Source organism: Maribacter sp. 4U21 (assembly GCF_002742365.1).
GTDB lineage: Bacteria > Bacteroidota > Bacteroidia > Flavobacteriales > Flavobacteriaceae > Maribacter.
Map to the genome: position 1 here is coordinate 63,394 of NZ_MDGN01000058.1, position 18,092 is coordinate 81,485.

Annotated in this window: 15 protein-coding genes; 7 read left to right on the forward strand and 8 right to left on the reverse strand. The window is 39.0% G+C overall.

Annotated elements, in window-relative coordinates:
* Positions 1-26 precede the first annotated feature (26 nt).
* The 5 genes from BFP77_RS12585 to BFP77_RS12605 all read right to left on the reverse strand — a co-directional run bounded on the left by BFP77_RS12585 (position 27) and on the right by BFP77_RS12605 (position 6,736).
* A complete protein-coding gene (locus BFP77_RS12585; RefSeq protein ID WP_099574381.1) occupies positions 27-257 on the reverse strand; it encodes a hypothetical protein in 231 nt (76 codons plus the stop codon).
* Between the two features lie 42 nt (positions 258-299).
* Positions 300-1,517 carry a hypothetical protein gene (locus BFP77_RS12590; protein WP_099574382.1) on the reverse strand — a complete coding sequence of 406 codons (1,218 nt, stop codon included), beginning with the start codon at positions 1,515-1,517 and terminating at the stop codon, positions 300-302.
* On the reverse strand, positions 1,507-3,882 hold the full coding sequence (locus BFP77_RS12595) for a DUF2339 domain-containing protein (RefSeq protein ID WP_099574383.1): 2,376 nt from the start codon (positions 3,880-3,882) through the stop codon (positions 1,507-1,509). Before BFP77_RS12595 ends, BFP77_RS12590 begins: the two co-directional genes overlap by 11 nt.
* Before the next feature lie 190 nt (positions 3,883-4,072).
* A complete protein-coding gene (locus BFP77_RS12600) occupies positions 4,073-4,267 on the reverse strand; it encodes a DUF4177 domain-containing protein (RefSeq protein ID WP_099574384.1) in 195 nt (64 codons plus the stop codon).
* Between the two features lie 18 nt (positions 4,268-4,285).
* Positions 4,286-6,736, reverse strand: a complete 2,451-nt coding sequence (locus BFP77_RS12605; RefSeq protein ID WP_099574385.1) for a M14 family zinc carboxypeptidase — start codon at positions 6,734-6,736, stop codon at positions 4,286-4,288.
* A gap of 172 nt (positions 6,737-6,908) precedes the next feature.
* Here BFP77_RS12605 and bshC point away from each other — a divergent pair, with 172 nt between their 5' ends.
* A complete protein-coding gene (gene bshC / locus BFP77_RS12610) occupies positions 6,909-8,510 on the forward strand; it encodes a bacillithiol biosynthesis cysteine-adding enzyme BshC (RefSeq protein WP_099574386.1) in 1,602 nt (533 codons plus the stop codon).
* A 6-nt stretch (positions 8,511-8,516) separates the two neighbouring features.
* On the opposite strand, the gene BFP77_RS12615 is transcribed toward bshC, so the two are convergent.
* Positions 8,517-9,062, reverse strand: coding sequence for a pyridoxamine 5'-phosphate oxidase family protein (locus BFP77_RS12615; RefSeq protein WP_099574387.1), 546 nt, complete (start codon positions 9,060-9,062; stop codon positions 8,517-8,519).
* A 408-nt stretch (positions 9,063-9,470) separates the two neighbouring features.
* Entirely contained in the window at positions 9,471-10,196 is a 726-nt protein-coding gene (locus tag BFP77_RS12620) for an SIMPL domain-containing protein (RefSeq protein WP_099574388.1), read from the reverse strand.
* A gap of 316 nt (positions 10,197-10,512) precedes the next feature.
* On the opposite strand from BFP77_RS12620, the gene guaA reads away from it, so the two are divergent.
* Genes guaA through BFP77_RS12640 form a run of 4 tightly spaced genes read left to right on the forward strand, consistent with a single transcriptional unit; the run spans position 10,513 to position 15,159 of the window.
* Entirely contained in the window at positions 10,513-12,045 is a 1,533-nt protein-coding gene (guaA, locus tag BFP77_RS12625) for a glutamine-hydrolyzing GMP synthase (protein WP_099574389.1), read from the forward strand.
* A complete protein-coding gene (locus tag BFP77_RS12630; protein ID WP_257212964.1) occupies positions 12,045-14,228 on the forward strand; it encodes a LysM peptidoglycan-binding domain-containing protein in 2,184 nt (727 codons plus the stop codon). Before guaA ends, BFP77_RS12630 begins: the two co-directional genes overlap by 1 nt.
* 5 nt (positions 14,229-14,233) lie before the next feature.
* Positions 14,234-14,638, forward strand: a complete 405-nt coding sequence (locus tag BFP77_RS12635; RefSeq protein WP_099574391.1) for an OsmC family protein — start codon at positions 14,234-14,236, stop codon at positions 14,636-14,638.
* 32 nt (positions 14,639-14,670) lie between these two features.
* Positions 14,671-15,159: a DUF922 domain-containing protein gene (locus tag BFP77_RS12640; RefSeq protein ID WP_099574493.1), complete on the forward strand. Its 489-nt coding sequence runs from the start codon at positions 14,671-14,673 to the stop codon at positions 15,157-15,159.
* 15 nt (positions 15,160-15,174) lie between these two features.
* Here the strand turns inward: BFP77_RS12640 and BFP77_RS12645 are convergent, their stop codons facing one another.
* Positions 15,175-16,044: a hydroxypyruvate isomerase family protein gene (locus tag BFP77_RS12645; protein WP_099574392.1), complete on the reverse strand. Its 870-nt coding sequence runs from the start codon at positions 16,042-16,044 to the stop codon at positions 15,175-15,177.
* A 51-nt stretch (positions 16,045-16,095) separates the two neighbouring features.
* On the opposite strand from BFP77_RS12645, the gene BFP77_RS12650 reads away from it, so the two are divergent.
* Together BFP77_RS12650 and BFP77_RS12655 are read left to right on the forward strand one after the other, a co-directional pair.
* On the forward strand, positions 16,096-16,338 hold the full coding sequence (locus tag BFP77_RS12650) for a DUF3820 family protein (RefSeq protein ID WP_099574393.1): 243 nt from the start codon (positions 16,096-16,098) through the stop codon (positions 16,336-16,338).
* A 50-nt stretch (positions 16,339-16,388) separates the two neighbouring features.
* Complete coding sequence (locus BFP77_RS12655; protein ID WP_099574394.1) at positions 16,389-18,026, forward strand: CTP synthase; 1,638 nt, start codon at positions 16,389-16,391, stop codon at positions 18,024-18,026.
* Positions 18,027-18,092 lie beyond the last annotated feature (66 nt).

An 18,092-nucleotide genomic window follows, 5' to 3' on the forward strand; every position in this document is an offset into this window, starting at 1 on the left:
AAATTTATATGCATTTCAAGGAATAGTTATTCAAATTGATTTTTAAAATAATGAATCTCTTTTGAACATAATATAGATAGTTCCTTTAGTGTTTCTTTTCTCCTTTTAAGATATAATCTGATTCTTCTATAGAAGTTCTTTTCATTTGAAATAAGTGAAGAATATTTTATGTGGACTTCTCTTATGATATCTTCTTTTTTAAGTCTAAATTCCTTGGTGTTTTTATAATTATTTGCACCGTCTGCTATGATATTCATGGTTAAAAATGTTTTTTATCATCACTTAAATTACATAAAAAATTAGACTCCTTTCATCATCTTAAGCGTAAAACCACCCAATACAAGAATAATGGTACCCATTAGCAACCAGAGCCATAGCTTGTTTTCAAATAGTGGGGCCTTTACGAAGGGAGGTTTTTTCTCAATGATTTCCGGCTGCCCTAGTTGTAAGGGTTTCATATCCTCGGGGAACGTAAAGCCCGTTTGTTGAATATCATGTCGGGGTTTGTACGCATTTTCTTTTCCATAGACCAAATAATACTTCGCATCATCCATTAAGCGCGTTATTAAGGTATATTCATAACCTTTGGCTTCTACGTCAGTAATAGGTAGCGGCGCGTTGTCATTATTCGCTATCCTTACCCTGAACTTGGACGTTAACACGGGCCTAAATGTAAATTCATTCGCCTTGAAAGAGGTCAAAGTTCCGCGATAAAGATTTCTATAAGAATACCGCCATCCTTTTTCGGTTTCGGTACTGTCCACTATATAATCAATGGTAATGGTTCTGTAATACGCCATATCATCGGTAACTTTAAGCTTCAAAAAACCTATGGGCACACGTTTCTTTAAATCAATATCGATATAGGTCTGTTTTCCCTTTTCCGACACGGAGAAGTCCGAGGCAGAATAAGAACGATAACTCGCAGGCGTAATTTTGTTCGAAACGAGATAGCTCTTTAAAAGCTCAGGTTTTATAGTGGTCTTTATAAATATTCTAAAATACCTAAATTTTGAATCTGGAAAGATAAGGTCCGTAAACCGGTAGTTGGTTTCGGTATTCTGTATGGATAAAATTCTGTAGTCCTCTAGAATAGTGAACCATTCATTTTGATTTTGACTTCCTTCCAATTGAACCTTCCAATCAAAATTGGTATTCTTAAAATCGAGTGCTATTTTGTTGATGGATTCGTCCACGGGAATTTGATAGGTAAAATAGAATCCATTGGCGTTGAAAGACTGGTTTACGAGTTCAAATTTAATTTCATTCTCAACTCCAGTGGCTCTGGAAGTTTGTAGTACATAAGGTGCCTCTATGGTATCTTTTTCGGTGATACCATAAATGCGGATATCCGAAAATTCGTCATTTACCTTTGCAAAGACCGTATCGGGTAGGGCTATCGTGTGCCACGAGTCTGAAACCCCGGTAAGGGGAATTTTTTCGGAATAAGTGTCTAACTGTCCAAAAGAATAAGAGCAAATGAGCAGCGTAAGATAATAGATCAATTTAGTCTTCATTTTCTTCCGTAATAATATGTTTGTATTTATTGTACAAGAATGAGATAATAAGGAGCAGCACGCCAAGAGAAACAAAAACGATGGTCTTGGCAATAGTGCTCAAAGAAGCTATATCATAAAAGAAAAGTTTTATGAGGGTTACGCCAAAGAGTACGATTGCCGAAATACGAAGATATTTTTTCTTCTTCCAAAGCCCCAATATAATCAAGAACAATGAATAACTTCCCCAGAGAATACTAAGGCCCAATTTATAGCTTTGGTCAGAGCCACTCATATCCATCCAATGAATAAGCTCACTACTTGCAATCCATAATACGGAGGTATGTAGTAAAAGTCCAAATGGAACATTAAAGTTTATCCTCATAAAAGGAGCCAAAGTCAATTTACGGACCAAGAAAAGCAGTAGTGCTAAAAACGCAAAGCAAACATAGCGTACGGTAATCGTAAATGTGCTCACGGTATAGAACTCGGCCAATGCTCCGCTCAAGTAATTTTCCCTGAGTTCACTAAGTGCGTACAGCCCGGTTGTCAGGAAGAGGAATCCGGCCAAAATGGACAGGATCAAAGTAACGATTCCAAGGACCCTACTTTTTAGTTTATGAATGTTGATGAACGTTAGGACGGACAAGAACAACAAGGTATAGTTCAGAAGCCAGACAATTCGTTGTTGGGAAATATTTTCGTTGTATTGCGAATACTCAGAGGTATCCGTTATGGTCCTAGGTATTCCGGAGGCTTGATATAATTGTGTGAAATAGTATTCAATTTCCAAATAGAACGAACAATAAAGGACTAAAATGAAAACTGCTGGTATTGCGATGGACATTACCTTGGATATAAAACTCTTTTTTCCATCAACGGTATTGTATTTCTTGTTCACCCAATTGATAAAACCAGAGGCCGCGATGAAAAGAAACGAAGTTAAAAAAGCTGCGCTGAATATCGGCTGAAGTCGCTCGTCTTCTAGATTGAAGGTAAAGCCACCATACGCTAAAGCCCAATCCTGGGTCAAACTTAAAAACGCGATGACCATTAGAGGATAGGACATATACTCGTAAGCGCGTATGTTTTTGCTCTTTCCTATCCAGAATAAGAGTGCCGCCTCCATAGCCCATAATAATGTTACCCAGTTACCGTCTAATTGTACGGGTATGGCAATGGTTATAAAAATCAGTACTAAACCTGCCGCAAGATAAAATAGGTTCTTGTCACCAAGATTCTTTTTGAATATTATGGTAGTCACCACAAAATGGACCAACGCATTACCCAGAGTAAATAAACCTAGCAATTCCTCACCCGTTTCGTTATGGGCCAGTAGTCCAAATCCGAATCCGTAAAAGATAAAGGAATTCAACAAGAGCATAAAAACATCCGAGACTTTGAATTTTTCGGACTTGATGAGTTTATAACCCAGAAATGTTGCGTAAAAGATTAAAAAGAAGATGAAAAGAAATAGGAGTGCTATTTGATAATGGTCCTTTGTTTCGTAAGAAAAAGTAATCCAGCCGCTAAATATGAGCCATGTGAAAGCAAAAGCGACATAGTACAGCGCTTTCCAGTACTTTTTTATGGAAATGAAAAGGATGCCCAAATTAATAATGGCCATATAACTGAACAGGACCCAGGCATTGCCAGAATTATTACTGAGTAAAAAGGGCACGGCATAGGCACCGACGAGTCCAATATGGGCAATAATCTGTTTGTTGTAATTTAATGCGGCCACAACCCCGAATACGGTTAAAAAGACCATTAAGGTAAAGGCTACACCTTGCGGAAATAAATCGTAAAAACTGTAGGCCGCAAAGGTAATAAAGTATACTATCGCCAAGGCGCCACTGACCAGTACGGCGCTGTAATTCTCATAGGTTGCCTTTAGTTTAATTCCTGTTGCCACCAGTCCTAAACCTACCAAATACCCTAAGATAATGCGGGTCAGCGGGCTTATGAGGTTGTTTTCTATAGAATATTTGGCACCTATGAATACACCAATAACGGTAATGAGAATACCAATTTTATTAATTAGGTTCTCCCCAATGAATTTCTCCAGATTTGATTTGCCCTTCGGTTTTTTTATTGGTGCGGAAAACTTTATAGAAGGAGCTTCAATGGGTGTAGTCGGTTTTGTTTCAATTACCGCTTCATTATCTTTTATTACAGCGGTTTCCTCTTTTATAATAGGGTTTTCCGGGGTAGTTGCTTCTTTTGTTTCAGGAGTTATTTCAGTGATCTTTGATGGCGCTTCACCTTGCAATGCCTTTAAGTCTTTGCGAAGCTCATTGACTTCCAAATTAAAACTTTCTTGCTTTTTTAAAAGCAGTTCTAATTTTGCTAAAAGTGCTGATACGTTGTCTTGATTATCTGGCATAATGATTCATTTTACTCCACACTCTTGGTATCGTTCGGATTTTAAGAACGAATATACTCAGGATTTGTTGGCAAGATATTAAGCTTTTTAGAGTTGCTATACCCTGAATACTGGGTATTCTGAGATACTCTAAAATTCTATTAAAACCGTATTTTTCAATTAAACTACTGTAAATCAGTAGTTTGAAATTCTATTTTTCAAAATAAAGATAGATGTAAACCGCTGCACCGAAGTTGGTAGCGTCCGTTGAAGCCAGTCGCCAACCATACTTGGCATATTCATCTAACTTTTCTTGAATTTCTGCCTTTGAAGAATTGGCAATATGCTTGGTGTCCAGGGTAATTTTACTGTAATAGATAAGTGTTTCGACTTTATATGCTTTCATGCGGTTTATTTTGAGGTTTTAATTGACCATGAATATGGCGTTGGCAAAGAATAGTTTTCCATTTTCCCAAAATCCTCGAAACAATGGATTATCAACCATATAAACAACTTGACCTCTTCCTATATTTTCGGTTCCAAAAATCAGTGTTTCTGCAATTTTCTTTTGAGCCTCGCTCCCTGCAAAACCAGAAACCGGTTTGTTCGCGTTCTCATTAAGATATACCGCGCTGCCACCGTCCAAATAATTAAAGGCAGTATTACCGAGTTTTAGGGTAAAGTAAGTATTGCCATAACCGTATGCTAAGGGATGCGTAGGATCTACTGTAGCTTTAAAGATTGCGCCGGTAATAGCCGTTTTAATACGTTCTCTTTGATTGTTTTCAAAAGCTTCAAGATTTACTGTGGTGTCTTTAGGTGTTTCTTTTTCCTTGATGCCAAAACTATCACTTTTAGCTAAGGCATTTACGGACCCGCCCATGGCAATTAACCTACCACCAGATTTAACCCAATCTGTGATTTTTTCGGTAATGTTCTTCTTTAAGAAACTGCGATATCCCCATCCGTCAGGAAGAATTAAAATGTCATAGTCGGATAAATCAACCCGACTAAAGTAGCTTTCGTCCAAAACGGATAATGGGTAGTTGAGCTGTTGTTCAAAAAAATGCCATACTTCGCCAAAACGGAGTGTAGAGGTTGGTTCACCGGATAATACGGCAACTTTTACATCTGGTACAACGCCAACGTATCTAGAGCCAAAGTCTTTTCCACTCTCTACAAAACCGGTGGTTGTGGGTTGGAGCTGTTTAGAAAATTTTATGGATGCCTCATTTAAAATTTTGCTAAAGTCGGTTACGTTTTTATTGTCCGTTTTAGTAATAATAAGACTTCCTCTTTTGTGTTCAATCCCATCTAACATAAAGGGTTTGTGAGCATAGCGCACCCGTATTTTTTGCTTGAGCAATTCCGCAAGAAATTTAGCATCGTTCATGGCATTCCAATCGGTAATATAAGCATAGCTATCCGGCTTTGCTATCCCAAAGCTTCCTGCAGTATTCGTAGCCGTATTTTTCTGAATGCCGGTCTCCGTTGCCAATGCATCCAAGCCATAGGCATAGGGTAGGGACCAAGCGGTTATATCATAGGTAACCGAATCACTTAATTTTGCTTTAGGCTCAAATAGTACCTTGACCAACGTTCCTTTAGCTTGGTCTGTTGAAACGACCAGACTTTTGGTCGATGCCTTCATAGTGCCTATTTTCCCGGTAGCGTAGTCGTATCCTTTATATGTTGTATTGGAAGCGTAACCGAACTCGATTTCATGCTGTTTTAACAGGTTGGTCAGCGCATTCAATTTATCCTGGTTTCCGTTGAGCACATAGTTCTTGTACTTGAAGTCCTTGTCCTGATAGAATTTCTTGAATTCATCATTTAATTTTGCCACATTATTGCTTGCCACCTCCACAGTGGAAAGTCCGGTAGTGTGGTGGTGAGAAATTCGGTCTTTCAACGTAAGAGTGTCCCCAATGCTAGTTTTAATACCGAGACCCGCTCTACCGCTTCCTCCTTGTTCATAGGTCATGCCAATACCGCCGTTATAGGTCGGATAGGTGTCTCCGTAGCTGGGATATAACAGGTCAAACGATTCTTTGGTAAAGTAAAACCATCCGTTTTCATCAAAATATTTTGCATGGTTTTTACCGATAGTTACTTGGAACGCTCGTTGAAAATCAGTGATCACCTCATGATAAGGTTCGGCCGCCGGGGCAAAATAATAAGGGCTATCAACCCCTTGTTCATGAAAATCTACGTGTACATGGGGTAGCCATTTGTTAAACTGTTTCAGTCTTTGTTGACTTTCTACCTGTGTTAGCCATGCCCAATCCCTGTTAAGGTCGAACATGTAATGATTGCTGCGACCACTCCACCAACCTTCATGGTGCTCTTTGCTGTTCGGGTCAACCGTATTGGGATTGTTTTTGTACTGGTTGTACCAATTTACATACCGATCCCTGCCGTCTGGATTTATACAGGGGTCCATAATGACGATGGTATTTTCCAAATAATCGCTTTTACGGGTGAGTAAATCATAAATGGTCTGCATGGATGCTTCCGTGCTAACACTTTCGTTACCGTGAACATTATAACTAAGCCATACGATGGCTTTATCCGATGCTCCCTCTCCACTGGTGCTTTTTAGATGCTCTAACCGAATACGTTCTAGATTTTCAATATTATTCGCTGAGGAAATATATGCCAATAATAAAGGTCTTCTTTCATTGGTTTTCCCATACTGCATTAATTGCATCCTGTCCGGTGATGCCCCGACGAGATATTCGTAGTAGTCTACTACTTGATGGTGTCTTGTAAACTGGCTTCCAAGTTCATAACCCAAAAATTCTGAAGGGGATTGAAGCTGCGCAATTGATAAAATAGGTAGTAGAAATAGGAGGGAACGTAAAATTTTAACCATGTGATATTTTTAAAATCGAAAGTTTCCAAATCTAACAAATTATTGTTGAAAATTGTCCTGTGAAAACTGCTTTTTAACGAGTAATCAAAAATTTATTTGTTAAGGTAATTAACGTATTTTTAGGAACTCTAAAACAGGAGAGTTTTATATTTACCTTCATTTTTGTTCTTCTATGGATATTGACTGTTTACCCTTTAAAGAGACCGGCTACTTTTCAAATTTAATCTGCGACTATATTGAGGCGGATAGGAAGATTAAAACGCTCTACAAAAACTTTCCGGATAGAGCAGGTTTCCAAAAACAGTTAAAGGAGAAAGGGGCGAACTTTCCCCAAGAAAATAGAGCTATTTTAAAGGAAGCGTTATTACATCAATATAAAGATTTTAATGTTTCCGATAACACCTTACATCATATCAACAGTTTAAAGGAATCTTCAACCTTCACCGTTGTAACGGGGCACCAGCTAAACCTTTTTACGGGACCTTTATATTTTTTGTACAAAATCATAGCTACTATAAATCTCGCAGAACAGTTAAAAAAAGACTTCCCTGATTCCAATTTCGTGCCTATCTATTGGATGGCCACGGAAGACCATGATTTTGATGAAATAAATTATTTTAATTTTCAAGGTAAGAAGCTTCAATGGAACAAAGATGCCTCTGGAGCCGTTGGTCATTTAGGTACCGAAGGTTTAGATGAGGTGTTCAGGATTTTTTCTAGCCATTTAGGGAGTAGTAAGAATGCTCTGGAATTGAAGGACCTTTTTGAAAAAGCCTATTTAGAAAACGGGACACTAACAAATGCAACCCGTTTCTTGGCGAACGAATTATTTGGGGAATATGGTTTGGTTATCGTAGATGGTGGCGACAGTAGGCTTAAACGGCTACTAATTCCATACGCAAAAAAAGATATCCTAGAACAAAAAGCCCATTCCGAGGTTAGCAAGACCATTAGTGCTATAGAAGGACTAAACGAGGGGTATCCCATACAAGTGAATCCTAGGGAAATCAATTATTTCTATTTGCACGAGGGTTTAAGAGAACGGATTGTTGAACACAAGGACAGCTATGTCGTAAATGATACAGCTATTTCCTTTACGGAAGAAGAACTGCTTAGAGAATTAGAAGAACATCCAGAGCGCTTTTCGCCAAACGTGATCGCCAGACCATTGTATCAAGAGGTGATATTGCCCAATCTCTGCTATATTGGCGGAGGCGGTGAAATTGCATATTGGTTGGAGCTAAAAGCTACTTTTGAAGCTATGCAGGTGCCTTTTCCTATTCTTCTACTAAGAAATTCGGCCTTGGTGATTTCAAAGAAACAGTTGAAAAAGTTAGATAAGATGCAATTGTCCGTCAAGGATTTGTTTCTAAAGCAAAATAGCCTCATTAATAAAAAAATACGTGAAATATCGAATGTCGAAATCGATTTTACTTCACAAAAAGAACTTTTGGAAAATCAATTTAAAGACTTGTATACCTTGGCCGAACAGACGGATAAATCTTTTTTAGGCGCCGTTAAGGCACAGGAGGTAAAACAAAAAAAAGGTCTTGACCATCTGGAAAAACGACTGTTGAAGGCACAAAAAAGAAAATTGAAAGATCATGTCGTTCGTATGACGGAAATTCAGAACGAACTCTTTCCAGGAAAGTCTTTGCAAGAACGTAATTTGAACTTTTCAGAACTTTACTTGGAATACGGTGATGGTCTTATACCCATGCTAAAGAATGCCTTACAGCCTTTATGTATGGAGTTCACTGTTATTAGCCTATAGTCAAGATTAAGGAGTCAAAAATTCCTCTTCCCATTTTTCTCCCACTTTGGAGTATTTAATCCGGATGTGGTTTGGTCTCTTTAGTTTAAGATACTCGATTTTATAGGGCTTTATTTCTATCATACAAAAATGATGCTCATCATCCATGTAGGTTACCAAATCAGGATTTTTGATGACAGTTCCAGGAGCCTTTTTGGTAATGTAATCTTTGCGACTGTTGGGCTGTATGCCGTTCCAGTATTTTTTTAGAGTTTCAGGGTCTTCAATGATTCTAGCTTTCCCTTCTATTTTAAGTTGTAGCATCTTTTTGGGGTGATATAGGAGCAGGCTTACTTTGTTGTTCTCCTTTATATGTATTACTTTTTTAGAGCGTTTGTCCGTGAATATCGTAAGGTCCAGATTTTTGTTCAGCTTTCTCAAAACCACGGTTCTGAGTCTTGCCAAATGGTCCAATCCCACAGTAGCAAGGGTCATATACCGAAAAGGATGCCCTTTTTTAGTTATTCCTTTATGTAATTCCTCATTTAGCTCCTTCCAGAAAACCTGCTCCATGTTATGCTTCTTTTAATAAAGTTAGAAAAAAACATAGGATTGGGTAGGGTTTTTTACAGGTAAGTTGTTCTATATATAAATTGCTATGAAAAATAAATTAGTATTCCGATAAAATACTAAAGTTAGGTTGGTTTTTGATTTTGATTAAAAAGCTCGGGGTGGTTCCCGAGCTTTTTTTAAACCTTAAATGTAAGGCATGTATGTATCTTGCGACCAAGTGGAGGAATACGAATTGCTATGAAAAAGAGTAGTATTTAATTCCTAATCGTATTCGATTATTTGGTTGGTTGGATAGAAAGCCCGGTTGATTACCGGGCTTTTTTTAATACTGGTTAAGAATATTTTGTAGGAATCAATTCAAGAGTTTGTATATCAGCTAAATAAGATATTTTATTTCAATGAATACATTTAGTCTACCCTATAGTCCAATTTCATGGTGATAGATGCCGTTTTCTTTTTGGATGTGGTATTATAGGCTCCGCCCCAAGAGTAATCTTCACCGGAATTTTGACCTGTTATCTGAAAAACGCCCATTCGCGCAGAAGATAAGTCGCCCAATCTACTCCCCGAATTTTCTGCTATTTTCTCAGCTCTTATTCTGGCATCTTCGGTGGCTTTGGAAATCATCTCTATTTTTAAATCCGCCAGCTTGGTATAGTAATAGCGGGGAGGAAAAGAGTTGAACTGAACGCCTCTGTTCAAAAGCTCTGTAATCTCTCTAGACACTTGTTCAATAAGCGCTACATTGGGTGATTCTATTTTAATGGACTGGGTTAATTGGTAACCTCTAAAAATACTACCGACATAATTACCATTGTCGTATTTGTTATCTCTCATTTCCGTAGTCTGTACGCTATTAAAAATGATGTTTTCTTCTTTTATACCTTTTGACACTAGGTAATCCCTAACGACAGCTTTATCTAGATTTAACTGCTCAAATGCTGATTTTAACACCGTATTGTTTGCAGAAAACTTCCCCTCCCAAACAATGAGGTCCGATGTAAAATTTTCGTTTCCAAGACCCGTCACGGAAATAATCTGCGGCGGATTCGCTCTTTTGATATAGGCGTTTCCAAGAAAATAGGCCGCGAGTACTATGGCGGCACCGAAGATAATTGAAGAAATATATTTCATAGATTTTGTGTAAGCTGTGTGATAAAAATAGTGAAAACCCTACAATATGGTTCTGTAAGACTTAATACTCTAGGTATGTACGTAAGAAGTCACCTAGACGGTCGTTATGTACAAAAAAATAGTATCTGTTACCATGAAAGTTATGTCAGGCTTGTAATTTTACATACGTGTTGAAAACATGACGCTTGGGGACGGTATAGGGTTTTGCAGGCTGGTGGTTGATCTAGTTGACAGCGATGTGGTTTATTGTTAAAAACCTGTTGTAAATATCTCAAAAGAACGCTCTATCAAATTTTCGATTTTCCTATTTTTGCCCATGCAAAATAAAGTCCTGATTCTAGATTTCGGTTCTCAGTATACCCAACTCATTGGTAGACGTGTTCGAGAGCTTAATATTTTCTCTGAAATAAAACCTTATAACAAACCACCGGCAGCCCTTTCTGAATACAAAGCGGTGATACTTTCGGGTTCTCCTTATTCCGTTAGGGCCGATGATGCTCCGCATCCTGATTTATCGGAAATTCGTGGCAAGAAACCCTTGTTGGGTGTTTGCTATGGCGCACAGTATCTAGCTCATTTCAATGGTGGGAATGTTGAAAAATCGAATACAAGAGAATATGGTCGGGCAAATTTGTCCCAAGTGGATAGCAATTCCCCTTTTTTAGCCAAAATAGGTACGGGCAGTCAGGTCTGGATGAGCCATGCGGATACCATTAAAAAACTGCCAGAAAATACTACCCTATTGGCTAGTACCAATGATGTTGAGAATGCCGCTTTTAAGTTTGATGGTGAAGATACGTATGGAATTCAGTTTCATCCAGAAGTGTATCATACCACGGATGGTAAACAATTATTGGAGAATTTTCTAGTTCATATTGCAGGGGTGGCACAAACTTGGACACCGGACGCTTTTGTAGAAACCACGGTGGCGGAGTTAAAAGAAAAGATCGGGGATGAAAAGGTAATATTAGGCTTGTCCGGAGGAGTAGACTCCTCTGTGGCCGCGGTACTACTGCATAAAGCCATTGGTACTAACCTGCATTGTATTTTTGTCAACAATGGTTTGCTTCGTAAGAACGAGTTCGGCGATGTGCTAAAACAGTACGAGGGCATGGGCCTCAATGTTAAAGGAGTAGATGCTTCGGCACGCTTTTTGGATGATTTGGAAGGAGAGTCTGACCCAGAGACGAAGCGTAAAACCATAGGAAGAGTGTTCGTTGAGGTTTTTGATGATGAATCGCACAAGGTAGATAACGCCAAATGGTTGGCGCAAGGAACAATTTATCCGGATGTCATTGAGTCTGTTTCGGCAACCGGCGGACCTTCGGCGACAATAAAAAGTCATCACAATGTTGGTGGTCTTCCGGATTATATGAAGTTAAAAGTAGTGGAGCCTTTAAAAATGTTGTTCAAGGACGAAGTGCGTAGGGTAGGTGCCAGTTTAGGAATAGACAAAGCCTTGTTGGGACGGCATCCATTTCCGGGTCCTGGTTTGGCAATTCGAATTCTAGGGGATATTACCAGGGATAAAGTGGCCATATTACAAGAAGTAGACCATATATTTATTAATGGATTACGTGAGTGGGGATTGTACGATAAGGTCTGGCAGGCGGGTGCTATGTTATTGCCTGTCAATAGCGTGGGCGTTATGGGAGACGAGCGAACTTATGAAAAATGTGTAGCTTTACGAGCTGTCGAAAGTACAGATGGTATGACCGCAGATTGGGTAAATTTACCATATGAGTTTTTGCAAAAAACATCAAATGATATCATTAATAAAGTCCCTGGAGTGAATCGTGTCGTATATGATATAAGTTCCAAACCACCAGCAACGATAGAATGGGAATAATGAAAAATACAGTCAAAACACTTTTTACGGTTCTAATCTGCCTTCTGTTCGGCGTTACGGCCTTTGCGCAGAAGTTTAATACGCATCCGGTAAAGAAAGGAGAAACCTTAGAGAGCATCTCTAAGGCTTATGGAGTTTCTCCGGACGATATCCTTAAATATAACAAGCAAATTAAAAAGGACGGGGATTTAAGCCCTAATACTATTTTGGTAATACCAAGCGGTGCTATGACGGCCGATGACAAGAATACCGTTGATGCCCTTATCAAAGGTATAATGACTGATTCAGTAGTAAAAAAGGAGCCGATTGGTTTTAGGGAACACAAAGTAAGAAAGAAAGAGACGCTTTATGGTATCGCCAAGAGGTACAATGTTTCTGAGGAGGAAATAAAGAAATACAATAAACAGCTGTACGCCTCGCAATTAAGGAAGAAGATGATAATCCGTATCCCGAAATATCCAGAGGTAGACGAAGAAACATCTGCGATTGACCCAGGTGATTATGAGAAGTATATTGTCGCTCCTAAAGAAACGAGGTGGAGTATTGCCCACAAATACGGGATTACCATCGATAGTATGCTCGTACTTAATCCTGGATTGTCCAAGACAAGTAATTATCTGGCCGAAGGCTATGAGCTTTTAATGCCCAGAATTGCGGGAAGCACAGTAGAAGACCAGCAAACGCAGCTCTATATTTCCTACACGGTTCCGGCCAAAATGAATTTTTATCGGTTGGAAAAGGAGTTTGATGTAAAAGCGGATGAAATAGTTCGTTTAAATCCAGAAATTTCTGAGCGTGGAGGGTTGAAAGAGGGGATGGTCATTAGACTACCTGAAACGAAATTGGACCCTGGCGAAATCAATACGGACAATTATATCTTCTATGTGGTACGGCCAAAACAGAACGAATTTCGGCTGACTCGAAAATTTGGAATGTCCTGGTCGGATTTAATGCAACTAAACCCAGATTTAAAAGATGGTCTTAAAGCAGGGATGGTGCTTAAATTACCCAAAGATCAAGTTGGGGATTTTGAAGTACGCAATTCCCTTGTTCTGGATAAAATCAACTTGTTGGATAGCATCAATACCCAGGTAAGGCCAAAAATTATGTTTTTGTTGCCCTTCCGCATTGATAAGCTTAATATGAGCGACAAGGAATCCGTTACTTGGGCCATGCAGAACAGAAATAGCCTTAAATATAGTCTTGGGCTATACTCTGGTGCCTTGGTTGCCTTAGATTCTATTAAATCCTTAGGTATTTCTGTAGATGTGGAAACTTTTGATAACCAATTTACCTTGGCTAGGACAAAAACAATTTTACAGCAAGAAAATCTTTCAGAATACAATGCTATCGTAGGACCTTTGGACGCAATTTCTTTGAATGAGGTTTCTAACCAAGCCGCAAGTTATCAGTTACCGGTTATTGCCCCTGTTCCTGTAAAAAGTGAACTTAGTTTAAGTAACGTGTTTTTCTCCTATACCGAAGAAAAATTGTTGCGGGAACATATGATTAAATACGTGAAGGCCAATCATACCAATGAAAATTTGGTGATTATCGCGGACGAAAAAAATAGAGCGGTGGAGGAAGAGTTGTTGGGACATTTCCCGGGTTCAAAAGTAATTCTTGTAAAAGAAGAAGAGAAGAATATCGGCATAAATAGGGATAAATTGGCAAGTCAATTATCCGAAGACGTAGAAAATTGGGTTTTCGTAGAATCGGACAACTTTAAACTGATAGCCAGTGTGGTATCCATATTAAATTCCTTTAATAATGCATTGCTGGATATTGAAAATGGTAAGAACAAGGTGAAATTACGCATGTTAACAACGGATAAGAACAACGCATTTGAAAATGATGTCATTTCTAGCACCCATTTGTCTAACTTAAACTTCACGTATCCATCTGTATACAGAGAAGTCACTTCAAATGCCTTTGTGAAACGTTACAGGAAAAGATTCGGGGATGCTCCGGACAAATTTGCGGTAAGAGGTTTTGACCTTACGTATGATTTACTATTAAAGTTAGCCTATAAGAACGATTTGATAGATATTTCCAAGTTCATAGGGGCAACGGAGTATAACGGCAATAAATTCGATTACGAAAAAGATGCCACATCCGGTTACTTCAATAAGGCCTCTTATATCATGGCTTATGAGGATATGGCCATAAAACAAATAGAATAAGTAGTATGACATCAAAAGTGACCTATAATGGCGATTTGAGAACGGAGTGCGTTCATTTAAAATCCGGTAATTCTTTCGTAACCGATGCCCCAACCGATAATAATGGTCTTGGACAGGCATTTTCGCCAACCGATACGGTGGCCACCGGTTTGGCCAGCTGTATTTTAACGATGATGGGAATTAAGGCAAATAGCCTAAAATTAAATTTAGAAGGTTCGCGGGCAGATGTGACCAAACATATGGCATCCGACCCAAGAAGAATTGCCAAGATAGAAGTGGACCTAAACTTACCATCACATATTTCCGAAAAGGATAGGAAAATATTGATACACACGGCAAATACCTGTCCTGTTCATTTTAGTTTACACCCTGATATAGAAAAGGAAATCTCTTTCAATTGGGTGTTATAAAGAATGCTTTTCTAATTTTTTTCTTTTTTGTTATGTTCTCATCGTATTCTTGGGGACAAGAAGAAGTGCTTTGGGAACCGGACAAAAGGCTGTATTGGAGCGATTTCAGGGGAAAAGTTCCCGTTGGGGCGGGAGCTGCAGCTACTACCGCGAGTGGCATAAGTTATCAGTTTTCAACAAGCTATAAGGGTAATGAAATGGTGGTTGATTACGAAGTCAATGCGTTCTTTTACCCTACAAAGTCATGGTACAAACCCAACATATGTAATGAGGCAACCTTGGTACACGAACAGCTTCATTTTGATATTTCGGAGCTTTTTGCTCGCCATATGCGAAAAAAAATGGCGAAAGCACGATTTACAAAAAACATAAAGGCCGAGGTGAAGGCTATTTATAGAGAGACCCTTAAAGAACTAAACGATTTTCAGAACCGTTACGATAAGGAAACGGATTATTCTAGAAATATACCTCAGCAAAAATTTTGGATTCAAAGAATAGAAAAAGCATTGAACGAGGGTTAGGTTGCAAACGTTGAGTTAAACGTCACAAATGGTTACGCCTTGCTTAAGGGCATCTATTTTATTTTCCCAAGTAGGCACAAACTCTTGGGCTACATGGCCCTTGTATCCCGTGGCCAATATAGCCTTCATAATTGCCGGGTAAAAGAGTTCCTGTGTTTCATCAATTTCATTTCTTCCGGGATTGCCGCCCGTGTGGTAATGTCCAAAATAAGGGTGGTATTCCTGTATGTTTCTTATGATGTCCCCTTCCATAATCTGCATGTGGTAAATATCGTAAAGCAACTTGAAATTTTCGGTACCAAGGGCTTTACAAAGGGCTACACCCCATTCGGTGCGATCACACATATAGTCTTCGTGATTTACCTTGCTGTTCAAAAGTTCCATTTGTACTACAACGCCGTGTTTTTCGGCAAGTGGTAAAATGCGCTTTAAACCTGTAATACAGTTCGCTAAACCTTCTTCGTCATTCATTCCGTTTCGGTTACCACTAAAACAGATAAGATTGGTATAACCGGCTTCTGCTACTTTGGGTATTATTTGTAGATAATCCGCCACCAATTCATCATGCAGCGCGGGATCGTTCCAGCCTTTTTTAATTCCTAATCCCGCGCCCCAGCACATGGAAGCATGTATGTTGTATTTTTTAAGAAGTGGCCAATCTTCAGGTCCTACTAAATCAATGGCCTTGATATCCAGTTCATTTAAATTCTTAAGAAACGCTTCCAAGGGAATAGAATCGTAACACCAATAACAGGCACTATGGTTTATATTGTGCTTAAGTTTTACGGCCGAGTCTTTTTTTGTGACCTGTGCAGCTGAAGTATTGCACGCTATTAGGCCGACTGAAGCGGCCGCGGATGCTCCGATAAACTTGCGTCTTTTCATAAGTATAGATTTTATTGGTAGTACTAAAGATAATTTTTTTAGATTTAAAAAATGGAATTAGGTCTAGATAAGCAACATTTGATTGCGCTTGCCCATTACAGAATGCCTTTCGGAAAATATAAAGGTCGCTATCTGGTGAACCTACCAGAACCTTATTTGGTTTGGTTTAATCAAAAAGGATTTCCGACTAGAAGATTAGGGGAAATGTTGCGTTCTATGCATGAAATCAAGGTAAATGGCTTGGAAACCCTAATTCTTAAAATACAAAAAGAATTTCCTGTCAATAAGCCCTGAAATCTTACGGCAATTTGTAACTTTGTGTCCCGTAACACAGAATTCCAATCATGTCGCAAACCAAATACATCTTCGTTACGGGCGGGGTAACTTCTTCTCTTGGTAAGGGTATCATAGCCGCTTCCTTGGCAAAACTATTGCAAGCTCGCGGATACCGAACTACAATTCAAAAATTAGACCCTTATATTAATGTAGATCCAGGTACACTAAATCCCTATGAACACGGTGAATGTTATGTGACGGATGATGGGGCGGAGACCGATTTGGATCTGGGACATTATGAGCGTTTTCTTAATGTAAGGACTTCACAGGCGAACAACGTTACTACGGGAAGAATTTATCAAAGCGTCATTGAAAAGGAAAGAAGAGGGGAATTTCTAGGAAAGACCGTTCAGGTAGTTCCCCATATAACCAACGAAATAAAGGAGCGTGTTCAGTTATTGGGCAATAGTGGAGATTACGATATTGTAATAACGGAGATTGGTGGTACCGTAGGTGATATTGAATCCTTACCCTACATAGAGGCCGTTAGACAATTACTGTGGGAGTTAGGTGATAATAACGGTATAGTAATTCACCTTACCCTAGTTCCGTATTTGTCCGCCGCGGGTGAACTTAAAACGAAACCAACACAGCATTCCGTAAAAACACTTATGGAGAGCGGAATTAAAGCGGATATCCTTGTTTGTAGGACCGAACATGAGATTTCAGATGATATAAAGGACAAATTGGCACTCTTTTGCAATGTGAAAAGAGAAGCGGTTATACAAAGTATTGATGCTTCAACGATTTATGACGTGCCCGTTCTTATGCAAGAAGAAGGTCTAGATACTGTTACGTTAAAAAAATTAGCATTGCCGGATACAATTGAGCCAGACCTAACGCAATGGAACGAGTTTTTAAAGCGACATAAAAATCCTAAAAACGAAGTAGTTATAGGGCTCATCGGTAAATATGTAGAACTTCAGGATTCTTACAAGTCCATCTTGGAAGCTTTTATCCATGCCGGTGCCGTAAATGAAGTTAAGGTCAAAGTAAAATCCATTCATTCAGAATTTATAACAGAACGTAATTTCGAGAACAAATTAATAGGGCTAGATGGTATTCTAGTAGCTCCCGGATTCGGTGAAAGGGGAATAGAAGGAAAAATAAAAGCTGTTCAATACGCTAGAGAAATGGGGATTCCGTTTTTGGGAATCTGTCTGGGTATGCAAATGGCGGTCATAGAATATGCTAGAAATGTTTTAGGACTTAAAAATGCTAACTCTACTGAAATGGATGAGCATACCGTTGCTCCCGTAATAAGTCTTATGGAAGAGCAAAAGACAATTACCAATATGGGAGGTACTATGCGTTTGGGAGCATGGGACTGTAAATTAAAAGAGGGGAGCTTGGTACAAAAAGTCTATGGTGGGGAAACGGAAATTTCTGAGCGCCACCGTCATAGATATGAATTTAATAACGACTATAAATCACAATTGGAGCAATCTGGTTTATTGACATCGGGTATAAATTCGGCCACTGATTTAGTGGAAATCGTTGAGTTGGGGAATCATCCTTGGTTTATTGGCGTACAGTATCATCCAGAATACAAAAGTACCGTTGCTAATCCGCACCCTCTATTCGTAGGATTTATAAAGGCCGCCTTAGCGCATAAAAAAACACAAACTAGTGCCAGTATGGCATAAACTATCGATTTGGGCATATATTTGCTCTCTGAAAACCAAACAATTACCTTACCTATAAGATATTTT

Excerpts from the sequence above, each read along its gene's own strand:
- BFP77_RS12585 (WP_099574381.1), bottom strand. The coding sequence starts at position 257 with ATGAATATCATAGCAGACGGTGCAAATAATTATAAAAACACCAAGGAA.
- BFP77_RS12590 (WP_099574382.1), bottom strand. The coding sequence starts at position 1,517 with ATGAAGACTAAATTGATCTATTATCTTACGCTGCTCATTTGCTCTTAT.
- BFP77_RS12595 (WP_099574383.1), bottom strand. The coding sequence starts at position 3,882 with ATGCCAGATAATCAAGACAACGTATCAGCACTTTTAGCAAAATTAGAA.
- BFP77_RS12600 (WP_099574384.1), bottom strand. The coding sequence starts at position 4,267 with ATGAAAGCATATAAAGTCGAAACACTTATCTATTACAGTAAAATTACC.
- BFP77_RS12605 (WP_099574385.1), bottom strand. The coding sequence starts at position 6,736 with ATGGTTAAAATTTTACGTTCCCTCCTATTTCTACTACCTATTTTATCA.
- bshC (WP_099574386.1), top strand. The coding sequence starts at position 6,909 with ATGGATATTGACTGTTTACCCTTTAAAGAGACCGGCTACTTTTCAAAT.
- BFP77_RS12615 (WP_099574387.1), bottom strand. The coding sequence starts at position 9,062 with ATGGAGCAGGTTTTCTGGAAGGAGCTAAATGAGGAATTACATAAAGGA.
- BFP77_RS12620 (WP_099574388.1), bottom strand. The coding sequence starts at position 10,196 with ATGAAATATATTTCTTCAATTATCTTCGGTGCCGCCATAGTACTCGCG.
- guaA (WP_099574389.1), top strand. The coding sequence starts at position 10,513 with ATGCAAAATAAAGTCCTGATTCTAGATTTCGGTTCTCAGTATACCCAA.
- BFP77_RS12630 (WP_257212964.1), top strand. The coding sequence starts at position 12,045 with ATGAAAAATACAGTCAAAACACTTTTTACGGTTCTAATCTGCCTTCTG.
- BFP77_RS12635 (WP_099574391.1), top strand. The coding sequence starts at position 14,234 with ATGACATCAAAAGTGACCTATAATGGCGATTTGAGAACGGAGTGCGTT.
- BFP77_RS12640 (WP_099574493.1), top strand. The coding sequence starts at position 14,671 with ATGTTCTCATCGTATTCTTGGGGACAAGAAGAAGTGCTTTGGGAACCG.
- BFP77_RS12645 (WP_099574392.1), bottom strand. The coding sequence starts at position 16,044 with ATGAAAAGACGCAAGTTTATCGGAGCATCCGCGGCCGCTTCAGTCGGC.
- BFP77_RS12650 (WP_099574393.1), top strand. The coding sequence starts at position 16,096 with ATGGAATTAGGTCTAGATAAGCAACATTTGATTGCGCTTGCCCATTAC.
- BFP77_RS12655 (WP_099574394.1), top strand. The coding sequence starts at position 16,389 with ATGTCGCAAACCAAATACATCTTCGTTACGGGCGGGGTAACTTCTTCT.